This is a genomic window from Pararhizobium sp., assembly GCF_035497515.1.
In the GTDB taxonomy this organism is placed as follows: Bacteria; Pseudomonadota; Alphaproteobacteria; order Rhizobiales; family Rhizobiaceae; genus Pararhizobium.
Window position 1 is genome coordinate 1 of the sequence record NZ_DATJDJ010000111.1, and the last position, 10,482, is coordinate 10,482.

The window sequence follows — 10,482 nt, forward strand, 5'->3', positions numbered from 1 at the left end:
CCGCAGAAGGGGCATGGGAAAAGCTGCAATCGAACCTCCTAGTGCGCGATGCCGGAACCGGCGGCTTCATCGATCAATCGCCCGCGTGAAAATCGGTCGAGATCGAAGGGACGGCTGACATCGTGGTGCTTGCCGGTTGCCAGCAGATGGGCAAGCAGCGTGCCGCCGGCGGGAATGGCCTTGAACCCGCCTGTTCCCCAGCCGCAATTTAGGAAGAGGCCCGGCAACGGGCTTTCGCCAAGGATCGGCGAGGAATCGGGCGTCACGTCCACGATGCCGGCCCATTGCCGCATCAATCGAAGCTGGCGGAACGATGGAAACATTTCGAGAAGGCCCGTGACGACTTCCTCCAGAACAGGCAGGTTGCCGCGCTGGCCATAGGAGGGAACCCGGTCGAGTGCGCCGCCGACGACGAGCTCCCCCTTGTCCGACTGGCTGGCATAGACGCCTGTCCCGGGAGAAAGAACGACAGTATCGAGCACCGGCTTGATCGGCTCGGAAACGCAGGCTTGCAGAGCATAGGAGGTGATTGGCAGGCGGAAGCCCGCCTTGGCCGCAAGATGCGAGGAATGGCCGGCGACAACCATGCCCGTCCGCTCCGCGCGAATCTCGCCAAGGCTGGTCTTTACGCCACGACACCGCCCGCCCTCGATCAGGAACTCCTCAACCTCGCAGGTCTGGATGATATCGACGCCGAGCCTGTCGGCTGCGCGCGCATAGCCCCAGGCGACCGCATCGTGTCGCGCCGTGCCTGCCCTGCCCTGCCAGACGCCCCCGAATACCGGATAGCGTGCCTGCGGTGAAACGTTGAGCAAGGGCAGGACGCGGCGCACGTCCTCGATGCCGAAGAGTTCCGCATCCGTGCCGTTGATCTGCATGGCGTTGACGGTGCGCGCCGCCATTTCCATATCGGCCTCGGAGTGGGCAAGCGTCATGATGCCGCGCTGGGAGAGCATGATATTGTAGTTGATGTCCCGGCCGAGCGTCTCGTAGAGGCGAAGCGCCAGATCGTAGAGCTCGGTGCTCTCGGGGAAGAAATAGTTGGAACGGACAACGGTGGTGTTGCGTCCGGTATTGCCGCCGCCGAGCCACCCCTTCTCGATGACGGCGATATTGCGGATATTGTGGACCTTTGCGAGATAGTAGGCCGTCGCCAGTCCGTGCCCGCCACCGCCGATGATGAGGATGTCGTAGCGTGGCTTCGGCGCCGGCGAGCGCCAGGCCTTCTGCCATCCCTTCTGACCCCGCAGGCCTTCCTTGAAAAGCGAGAGAGCGGAGTAATGCCGTGTCATCGAGAAACTCCCGCACGCACTTTGGCGCAGTGATGACGTGACAAGGCGAAGTGCGGTCTCATGCGTTGCCCCAGGAATGAAGGAACCATCCGATCAAGGTCTTGTCGCCTGATCAGTGATTATGCGTATTTTAACTGGACACAAATGTCCAGAATATTAGAGCGGTAAGGCCGGGGACCGTCATGCTTGCCGCCTGATGCCTGATTTCTGGTTGGTTGCTCGCGTACAGTGATGTCCATTTCAGGCATCCGGCTGGATACGCCGCATCAATGTTTCGAAAGCGGCGGCCTCATCATCGGATGCCTGGCGCCCGGTAAAGCCAAGGAGATAGGGACGCAAGAGACGAAGCCGGGTATCCCGGTCGTCGCGCATGCCGAGCGTGAAGTGACCGATCTGCGTGAAATAGAGAACGCGCGCCCGCACGAAAGCCTCCTCCTCCGGATAGTCATAGCGCAGGAACATGCGCGTGACAGCATCGACACGCTGGTCGTCGGCCTGATCGACGATGCTTCGGATGCTCGTGTCCACCTGCCCCCAGGACCGCACTGCCGCATCGAGGCGCGGGTCAAAGAGGCTCGGGTCCACCCAGCATTCGAAGATATGGCACACCGCCTTCGTCACCGTCGGTGCCGGGCGCAGCGCACGCTCGATGATCGGGCCGGTGTTCCGGCGAAGCCAGTGTTCAAGGAGTTCCTTGTGCAGGTCCTGAAGGTCGGGGAAGAACCAATAGAAGCTCGAACGCGACACCCCGAGCCTCTTTGCCATGACCTGGATCTTCACATTGGCAATACCCTCGTCGATGAGCGCGGCGATGCCGGCCTCGATCCAGGCGTCCCGCGTCATGCGGCCCGCCGCCTGCCCGGTGGCGCGCTTCCCTCTGCCCGAAGGCGTCGCTGCACCTGCCATTTGCCCTCTGGTCACATAAGCCCGAATTCGTCTCAAGAATCATGTTGCTGAAAGAATTTGGAATATCAAGCGCGCGTATCACTTAGCGGCAGCGGCGCGCGACACGGCCCTCGCCGCCTTTTACGAAGCGTGTGGCGAGCCTGCGAAACTGACTTGAATCCGATTTTCTCACCTTGGGAACCCCAAGAGTCCATTCTAGGATTTCAGCTCGAACACATGATGATGAATAGCGCCGTCGAACATCGCCAGCAGGCCCTTGGTCATGTCCCTGCTTGCATAGCGGACGGGCGATTCCAGTGCCGCGGCCAAGGCTTCGCGGCTCTCGTACATGGTCGACAGCACCATGGGAAAGGCCGGAGCGCCCTCGTCGCGCTCGACAGCATAGAGTACGCGGACCTCGCGAACACCCGGGAAGTCCAGCCACATCGGCATCAGCTTGTCCGCCACATATTCCTTGAACGCAGCGTCCTTGCCCTCGTGAATGCGGCCTTCGAAGAGCGCCTGACGAATGATCATGATATGTCCGATTCAGTTGACGCTGTTCGGCGGATTTTCGCCATTAGAGAAGGCCTGGAGATTGGCAAGGACGATCTCCCCCATCGCAATCCGCGTTTCGCGCGTCGCGCTCCCCTGATGCGGCATCAGGACGGTATTGGGTGCCGTAAAGAATTCTTCTCGGATGCGCGGCTCGCCGACGAAGACGTCGAGACCCGCGCCGGCGATGGTGCCATCCCGTAGCGCCTGTAGCAGTGCGTCCTCATCGACGACGCTGCCGCGTGCCACGTTGATGACGATGCCTTTCGGCCCAAGAGCCTCCAGAACCTCTGCATTGACGATGCCCTGGGTAGCCGCATTGGCTGCAACGCAAATGGCCAGGATATCACTGGAGGCGGCAAGTTCCGTGGGCGTGGAATAGGAGGTCCAGCCGGTATCGGTCTGCGGAGAACGGTTCCAATATCCGACGGAGATGCCGAAGGCTTCCGCGCGGCGGCCCATGGCGCGCCCGATCTGGCCGAGCCCCAGGATGCCGAGACGCTTGCCCTTCGGGCTGGTGCCAAGCGGGAAAGCTTCGCCCTTCGCCCAACGCCCTTCCCGGACGAAATTGTCGCCTTTTACGAGGTGACGAAAAACAGCGAGCATGAGCGCAATGCCGGTATCGGCTACGTCGTCGGTGAGCACCCCAGGCGTCGTAGTGACATCGATGTTGCGGCCGCGGGCCTTCACGAGGTCGACCTTGTCGGTTCCTACGCCATTGATGGCAATGATGCCCAGCGCCGGCAGACTGTCGATATAGTCGTTCGAGAGCCCGGTGCCGCCGCCCGTTACCACCGCGCGGATGCCCGGCAGGGCCGGCCCCATGGCGGCTTTCTGTGCGGGGTCATAGAGGCGACGGACGACATAGGCGTCATCGAGCCGAGCCTCGATCTCGTCGAGCATCGGCTCGACCAGCAGGATTTCCGGTTTCATTCTTTGAATACTCCTTCACCGAGCTCCGATCGCTCAGGAAATCTGACCTAGGAAGTTGCGTGTCCGCTCGTGCTTCGGATTGCTGAAAAACTCTTCCGGGGGCGCGGATTCCACGATCTCGCCGCGATCCATGAAGATCACCCGGTCGGCAACCTGGCGCGCAAAGCCCATCTCATGGGTCACGCACAGCATGGTCATCCCTTCATTGGCAAGGTCGATCATCGTGTCGAGAACCTCCTTCACCATTTCCGGATCGAGAGCCGAAGTGGGCTCGTCGAAAAGCATGATCTTGGGGTTCATGCAGAGCGCGCGGGCAATGGCAACGCGCTGCTGCTGCCCACCGGAAAGCTGGGCAGGATATTTGGCCGCCTGCTCCGGGATGCGCACCCGCTCAAGGAGTTTCATGGCCGTCGCTTCAGCTTCGGCCTTGGAGACGCCTCGCACCTTCATGGGGGCAAGGGTGCAGTTCTGTATGACGGTCATGTGCGGGAAAAGGTTGAAGCTTTGGAACACCATGCCGGTTTCCTGCCTCACGATGTCGACATTCTTGCCGCCTGCGGTGAGGTCGTGCCCGTCAACGACGATCCGGCCCTTCTGTATCATCTCCAACTGGTTGATGCAGCGGATAAGGGTGGACTTGCCGGAACCGGATGGCCCGCAGATAACGATGCGCTCTCCACGGTTGACGGCGAGGTTGATATCCTTCAGCGCGTGGAATTCGGCGTACCATTTGTTGACGCCGTCCATTGTTACCGCCGGACCGGAAGCTCCCCGCACGTCTGCCATCGATGTGTTTGCATGAATTTCAGCCATGCGAGGAACTCCTGTCTCTTGGTTACTTGCCTTCGGCGACGAAGTTCGGCAGGGGCGCGCCGAGCCATTTTTCATGGATGGCGCTGAGCTGGCCGTCAGCCTTTACCTTCTCAAGGAAAGCGTTCACGGCCTCCAGAAGCTCGGTCGAACCCTTGCGGACTGCGATACCCTGTACCTGCTGGCTCAGTTCGAGTTTCTGGTTGAAGCGGCCTGGCGCTGCCTGTTCGATCTGGGCGGCAACGACGTTCGACACGCCGATCAGTTCGACCTGGCCTGACAGCAGCGCCTGGACGGCACTTGCATCATCATCGAAACGCTGAATGGTGGCGTCCTGCGGAGCGACCTTCGTGACTGCCGTATCCTGCGTGCTGGCGCGGGCAACACCGATGGTCTTGCCGGAAAGATCTTCCGGCTTGGCAACCGCCACATCCTCGGCGCCGAAGACGCCGATGGAGATACCGGCATAGGGTGCGGAGAAATCGACGCTCTTGGCGCGTTCTTCGGTAATGCCCAGCGACGCGACGAGCAGGTCGACCTGGTTGCTCTGGAGATAGGGAATTCTGTTCGGCCCGGTCACCGGTACGATCTGGGCCTCGACGCCCCATTCCTTGGCAAGCAACTTTGCGACGTCGGCGTCGTAGCCGTCCGGTTGGTTGCTCTCATTCATGATGCCGAACGGCGGGAAGTCCACCAGCATGCCGATTTTCACGGTCCCGGCGGACTTGATCTCTTCGACGGTTTGCGCCGTCGCGGGAAAAGAGGCCACGGCGGCCATCAAGCCTGCGCCAATCACGGCCATTGCCGCGCGTCTTGAAATGTTCATTGCTTCCTACCCTTTCGTCACTGCCGGCCCTCCCGCCGACTGGGGTCCCGTCAACGTTGTGTTGCCCGGGAAAACCTGACTTCCATCCGCCGTGCCAGCACGGAGAGCGGCCAGCACAGGATGAAATAAACTGCGGCCACCGTACCGAAGACCATGAACGGACTGAACGTCGCATTGTTGATGATCTGTCCCTGGCGGGTCAGTTCGGTAAAGCCGATGATCGCCGCGAGAGACGTACCCTTGATGAGCTGAACGAGAAAACCGACGGTCGGTGCCACGGCGATGCGTGCGGCCTGCGGCAGGACGATGTAGCGCATCCGGTTATAGTAGCGCAGGCCGAGCGCCGTCGCAGCCTCCCGCTGCCCCGGCGGCACGGCCTCGATGCAGCCGCGCCAGATTTCCCCCAGGAAGGCGCTGGCATGCAGGGTAAGTGCGATCGCCGCTGCAATCCAGGGGTTGATGGCCAGCCCAAAGATATTCATGCCGAAGAAAACCAGGAAGAGCTGCATCAAGAGTGGCGTGCCCTGGAAGACCCGGATGAAGCCGAGAGCGGCAAGCCGCAGTGATCGTATGTCGGAGACGCGGGCGAGAGCGATCAGCAGCCCGCCGATGCCTCCGCCGGCGAAAGCGATCGCAGACAGCGCGATCGTCCACTGCGCCGCCATGACGATGATGAGAAACTCGTTCCAGCCGAAGGGTCTGATCATCGAGGCCTCCTATCGGCTCAGCGGGTACTTGAATGCCGTTCGCTCGATCGCGGAGAAAATTGCGGAGAAGCCGATCGAGAGAACGAGGTACATCAGGGTGATGACGATATAAACTTCGAAACTCGCGAACGTGGCCGACTGAAGGTCATTCCCTGCGGCGGCGAGATCGTCTGCCGAGATCACCGAAACTACGCTCGACGTCAGCATCAGGTAGATGAACTGGCTTGTCAGAGACGGATAGACGGTACGCAGCGCCGGCTTCATGATGATGTAGCGGAAGATCTGCAGCTTCGACAGGCCAAGAGCGGTCCCCGCTTCCAGCTGCCCCTTCTGGATGGATTCGATGCCGGCACGAATGATCTCCGTGCCATAGGCCCCGAAATTGACGACGAGCGCCAGGAGGGCGGCACTGTTCGGCGAAAGACGCAAACCGAGGGACGGTAGACCGAAGAAGATGAAGAATATCTGCACCAGAAACGGCGTGTTGCGGATAATTTCGATATAGGCGTTGATGACGAACCGTATCAATGCCGGACCGGACGTCTTGCCCCATGCACAGACCACCGACACGATCAAGCCAAGCATCATTGCCGCGCACGAAAGGCGGATAGTCAGCCAGGCGCCCAGGAGCAACTGGTCGAACGAAGCAAATACCGGCGCAAAGTTGAACTCGTACACGTGGGGCCTCCCAAGGTCGGCGCACTCCCTCCCGCGCCCGTTAGATCGATCTAAATTTCCATGTTCGACAAGTCAACCGCCAAATGGGCATCCTGTTTCACGAAACGCGGAGAGGACCGCAGGATTCGCGGATGTGAAGCCGGGCCGGACTGACGCATCGACGCGGCGGCAGCGTAGGCTGCGCAATGCGATCCAGCAGCAAGGCCGCAGCATTTTGACCGATGCCGCTGGGTGCGGTCGATACCGAGGTGAGACGCGGTCGCATTGCTTCGGCATCGGTGACATCGTCGAAGCCGATAAGGGAGATATCATGGCCTATTTTCAGGCCGCGGTCATAAAAGCCCGCTGCCAATCCATGGGCCACTAGATCGTTGAAGCAGATCACGGCGGTGGGTGCCCGGCCCTGCTCGAAGAGCATATGGGCGTCTTGAGCGACGTGGTCGACCCGGTCGGGAACAGCAATCACAAGATCAGGCCGCAGCCCGGATCTTGTCATGGCCTCACGAAAGCCCTGGATGCGCTCCTGATACGCCGAATGAACCGGCCCATGGATCGCAAAGCAAATGGTCTGATGTCCAAGCGAGACAAGATATTCGACAGCCTCCTCCATGCCCACGGCATAATTTGCCCCGGCGTAGTCAAGTTCGTCTGTCACATGCCGCAGGGCCTGCACCATCGGCAGTTTCCAGTCGGCGACCTGCCTTGCGAGATCGTCAGGCGTATCCGCCGCCGGACAAAGAATGATCCCGTCGACGCCATGCTCCCGCATGCGCTGCAAGACGGCGGCTTGCCGTGACGGCCCGTCTCCACTGTTGGCAATGATCATCACCAACCCGGCCGCATCGATCGATGCTTCCATCCCTCCCAACAACTCGGCAAAAAACGGGTTGGTAAGGTTGGGCACGACGACGCCGACTGTATGGCTTCGCTCGGCACGCAAGCGGGCAGCACCCATATTGTAGACATAGCCGAGCTCACGCATCGCTGCCTCGACGCGCAGGCGGGTTTCAGCGCCAACCAGAGGGCTTTTGCGCACCACGAGAGATGCTGTCGCGCGTGAAACATCAGCATGTTTCGCGACATCCAGCAGTGTTATCTTGTTTCGCTTGCGATCTTGCATAGGCATCGAATTGCATTCCCCAAATGCGTCGCCATCGTTAAGGGTCGCCGCACCATTCAGCAAGAGCCACAACAGCATGCGGCGGCCATCAGGCATGCGCCGACGAGGCGGAAAGGGAAATGATTACCGCGTGGCACTGCGGTGACGGAGCTCCAAAGCTACAAACCGGAGATAAAAAAATCGCGTCGTCGATCAACAATGCTTTGCGATCCAAGCCTGAAATAGAAGCTGGCAAATCCTGATCGAAAGGAGCGCCCCTGCGGAGACGCTCCCCCTGTGATTCCGGTTGTTTATCCTTGGAGACCAACGGCTCTGGCGACAGCGGCCAAAGGTGATGGTTCCGGCGAAAATACGTCATAGACGCAAGGCGCCGCAAAGACGGCAAGCGCCAGCATGCCAATGATTATGCGTTTCATCGGACACTCCGTGAGATGGCGGGACAGTTCAGGCAAGCGCCAGTTCGACAGCGATATTGCCACGGGTGGCCTTCGAATAGGGGCAGGTCTGATGGGCTTCATCGATCAGCGCGCTCGCCAGGTCAGGATCAAGTCCCGGAAGGCTGACATTCAGCCGAGCTTGCAGCAGATAGGCGCCATTCGTTACGCCAAGATCGACCTCGGCATCGACTGCCGTATCCACTGGCAGCGACAGTTTGCGCTTGCCGGCAGCAATGCCCAGGGCGCCGATGAAGCAGGCGGACCAGCCGGCAGCAAAGAGTTGCTCGGGATTTGTCCCGGGCTTGCCGCTGCCCGGAGGCGAAAGCTTGACGTCAAGCTGGGCATCGTCACTGCGCGCCGCGCCTTCGCGTCCGCCGGTCGTATGGGTCTTGCCGGTGTAGAGAACCTTGTCGATCGTCGTCATGAAACACTCCTTCGTTCTGTCGCCCGAGGCGACCTTGTTGACGGGAGTGTTTTGCCGCATCGACGTATCGGACATGTGTTCGAAAAGGCCGGACTTGTGTCACACCGTAGCGACGGCTGGCGGGCTACCTTTCTATACAATAGCCGACAAAACCGAGCATTATTCAGAGCAGCGATATCTCTGCCGCGAGCCCGCCGCCGACGCGATTGTAGATCCGCACTGCGCCATCGAGCGAGGCGGCAAGCTGCTGGGCGATGGCCAATCCGAGGCCCGTGCCCCCGGTATCGCGATTGCGGGACGTCTCGAGACGGAAGAACGGCTGCATCGCCGCTTCGAGCTTGTCATCCGGAATTCCTGGTCCGCGATCCAGGACCGTAATTACGACGACACCTTCGTCTGTCCGTTCGACGCTGATCTCGGCAGCACCCGCGAACTTGAGGGCATTGTCGATGAAGTTGGTCAGGATGCGCCGCAATGCGTGCGGTTTCGTCACGGCGGTACCCTGAACGATGCCCTGCACCGTAACCGCTTTTCCGGTGTCCTGGTAATCATAGGCAATACTGTCGATGAAGGATGCGAGATCGATACGCGAGGTCTTCTCCCCATTTCCGTGAGAGCTGCGCGCATAGGCGATGCCGTCCTGCACGAGCCGCTCGATCTCCCGCAAGTCGCTGACCAGCTTGTCTTTTTCGGGAGTATCTTCCGTCATGTCGGCGCGCAGCCGCATGCGCGTGATGGGCGTCTGCAGGTCATGCGAGATCGCTGCGAGAATCTGCACGCGTTCTTCAAGATAATGCGCGATCCGGTCACGCATGGCGTTGAATGCGCGCGCCGCATTGGCGACTTCGCTCGGTCCGCTCTCGCTCAATGGAGACACTTTTCTGCCGGGATCAAGCGCGTCAGCGGCGGCGGCCAGGCCGTCAAGTGGACGAACGGCCTGGCGCACGGCAAACCAGGTGCACAGGATGAGCAGCACCATCTGTGCGGCAAAGACATAAGGCAGCCATTCGGCCAGGGGCATCACTCCACGCGGAGTGACGTCGATCGTGAGCGGCGAGCCGTCCGAAAGCGTCAAATGCCCCTGCAGCCGCATGTCGTTACCGGAGACGGCTTCGACGCGAATCGAAAACCTGTTGCCGGCGGCCTGGCTGATCCGATCTGCAATCTCGGCACCGCGGCCCGACAAATCCGGAACACCGGGCAGCCCTGGACCAAGAACGAGCCGATAGCTGCCGCGGCTCAGGCGGTCCAGCCATTCGGCCCGCTCGTTGGCCGGCAGTCGATCGAGAACGGCGATCGAGGTTGCCAGGTCGCTTTCCAGCGTACCCAGCATGACGGCTTTGGCCGACATGTAGCGCTCGGCAAAAAGAATGCTGAAGGACAGGCCGTAGGCAACCGCCAATCCGGCAAACAGGATCAAAAAGAGACGTGAGCGCAGCGTGCTCGGCCACCAGCCGAAGCGGACCTTGCTGCCCTCGCTCATGTCCTGGGCACCGAAATCTCGACCGGTACGGAGAACACATAGCCTTCGGCCCGCACCGTCTTGATGTAGGTCGGCTCGCGTGCGTCGTCGCCGAGCCGCTGGCGCAGACGGCTGACCAGAAGGTCGATCGAGCGGTCGAACAGTTCGGCGTCGCGGCCCTGCGTCAGGTTCAGGATCTGATCTCGGTTGAGCACCCGCTGCGGATGATCGATGAAAACCCGCAACAGACGATATTCCGCACCGCTCAGCGCGATTTCCGTCCCGTCGCTGTCAAGAAGATGGCGGCCAACGGTATCAAGTCGCCAGTCGCCGAAGGTCAGCAATTGTCCGGC

General features: G+C 60.7%; 12 protein-coding genes. All 12 read right to left on the reverse strand.

Annotated features, from left to right (window positions below; all coding sequences use genetic code 11):
- Window positions 1–38 precede the first annotated feature (38 nt).
- Window positions 39–1,292: a sarcosine oxidase subunit beta family protein gene (locus VL202_RS11900; RefSeq protein WP_325464332.1), complete on the reverse strand. Its 1,254-nt coding sequence runs from the start codon at window positions 1,290–1,292 to the stop codon at window positions 39–41.
- 240 nt (window positions 1,293–1,532) lie between these two features.
- Window positions 1,533–2,198 (reverse strand): TetR/AcrR family transcriptional regulator, encoded by a 666-nt coding sequence (locus tag VL202_RS11905; protein ID WP_325464333.1) that lies wholly within the window; start codon window positions 2,196–2,198, stop codon window positions 1,533–1,535.
- 195 nt (window positions 2,199–2,393) lie between these two features.
- The gene (locus tag VL202_RS11910; RefSeq protein WP_056336866.1) at window positions 2,394–2,714 is read right to left on the reverse strand and encodes a hypothetical protein; all 321 of its coding nucleotides are present in this window, start codon (window positions 2,712–2,714) and stop codon (window positions 2,394–2,396) included.
- A 12-nt stretch (window positions 2,715–2,726) separates the two neighbouring features.
- A complete protein-coding gene (locus VL202_RS11915) occupies window positions 2,727–3,665 on the reverse strand; it encodes a 2-hydroxyacid dehydrogenase (protein WP_325464334.1) in 939 nt (312 codons plus the stop codon).
- 33 nt (window positions 3,666–3,698) lie between these two features.
- Entirely contained in the window at window positions 3,699–4,451 is a 753-nt protein-coding gene (locus VL202_RS11920; protein ID WP_200952212.1) for an amino acid ABC transporter ATP-binding protein, read from the reverse strand.
- A gap of 49 nt (window positions 4,452–4,500) precedes the next feature.
- Entirely contained in the window at window positions 4,501–5,301 is an 801-nt protein-coding gene (locus VL202_RS11925) for a transporter substrate-binding domain-containing protein (protein ID WP_325464335.1), read from the reverse strand.
- Window positions 5,302–5,351: 50 nt separating this feature from the next.
- Entirely contained in the window at window positions 5,352–6,008 is a 657-nt protein-coding gene (locus VL202_RS11930) for an amino acid ABC transporter permease (RefSeq protein WP_325464336.1), read from the reverse strand.
- Between the two features lie 9 nt (window positions 6,009–6,017).
- Window positions 6,018–6,686: an amino acid ABC transporter permease gene (locus tag VL202_RS11935; protein ID WP_325464337.1), complete on the reverse strand. Its 669-nt coding sequence runs from the start codon at window positions 6,684–6,686 to the stop codon at window positions 6,018–6,020.
- A gap of 97 nt (window positions 6,687–6,783) precedes the next feature.
- Window positions 6,784–7,812 (reverse strand): LacI family DNA-binding transcriptional regulator, encoded by a 1,029-nt coding sequence (locus VL202_RS11940; RefSeq protein WP_325464341.1) that lies wholly within the window; start codon window positions 7,810–7,812, stop codon window positions 6,784–6,786.
- 438 nt (window positions 7,813–8,250) lie between these two features.
- The gene (locus VL202_RS11945; RefSeq protein WP_325464338.1) at window positions 8,251–8,667 is read right to left on the reverse strand and encodes an organic hydroperoxide resistance protein; all 417 of its coding nucleotides are present in this window, start codon (window positions 8,665–8,667) and stop codon (window positions 8,251–8,253) included.
- Between the two features lie 163 nt (window positions 8,668–8,830).
- Window positions 8,831–10,150 (reverse strand): ATP-binding protein, encoded by a 1,320-nt coding sequence (locus VL202_RS11950; protein ID WP_325464339.1) that lies wholly within the window; start codon window positions 10,148–10,150, stop codon window positions 8,831–8,833.
- Window positions 10,147–10,482, reverse strand: a 336-nt coding sequence (locus VL202_RS11955) for a winged helix-turn-helix domain-containing protein (RefSeq protein WP_325464340.1), incomplete at its 5' end; no start/stop codon positions are given. The genes VL202_RS11950 and VL202_RS11955, both read right to left, overlap by 4 nt.

Excerpts from the sequence above, each read along its gene's own strand:
- VL202_RS11930 (WP_325464336.1), bottom strand. The coding sequence starts at position 6,008 with ATGATCAGACCCTTCGGCTGGAACGAGTTTCTCATCATCGTCATGGCG.
- VL202_RS11920 (WP_200952212.1), bottom strand. The coding sequence starts at position 4,451 with ATGGCAGACGTGCGGGGAGCTTCCGGTCCGGCGGTAACAATGGACGGC.
- VL202_RS11925 (WP_325464335.1), bottom strand. The coding sequence starts at position 5,301 with ATGAACATTTCAAGACGCGCGGCAATGGCCGTGATTGGCGCAGGCTTG.
- VL202_RS11950 (WP_325464339.1), bottom strand. The coding sequence starts at position 10,150 with ATGAGCGAGGGCAGCAAGGTCCGCTTCGGCTGGTGGCCGAGCACGCTG.
- VL202_RS11915 (WP_325464334.1), bottom strand. The coding sequence starts at position 3,665 with ATGAAACCGGAAATCCTGCTGGTCGAGCCGATGCTCGACGAGATCGAG.
- VL202_RS11905 (WP_325464333.1), bottom strand. The coding sequence starts at position 2,198 with ATGGCAGGTGCAGCGACGCCTTCGGGCAGAGGGAAGCGCGCCACCGGG.
- VL202_RS11945 (WP_325464338.1), bottom strand. The coding sequence starts at position 8,667 with ATGACGACGATCGACAAGGTTCTCTACACCGGCAAGACCCATACGACC.
- VL202_RS11910 (WP_056336866.1), bottom strand. The coding sequence starts at position 2,714 with ATGATCATTCGTCAGGCGCTCTTCGAAGGCCGCATTCACGAGGGCAAG.
- VL202_RS11900 (WP_325464332.1), bottom strand. The coding sequence starts at position 1,292 with ATGACACGGCATTACTCCGCTCTCTCGCTTTTCAAGGAAGGCCTGCGG.
- VL202_RS11940 (WP_325464341.1), bottom strand. The coding sequence starts at position 7,812 with ATGCCTATGCAAGATCGCAAGCGAAACAAGATAACACTGCTGGATGTC.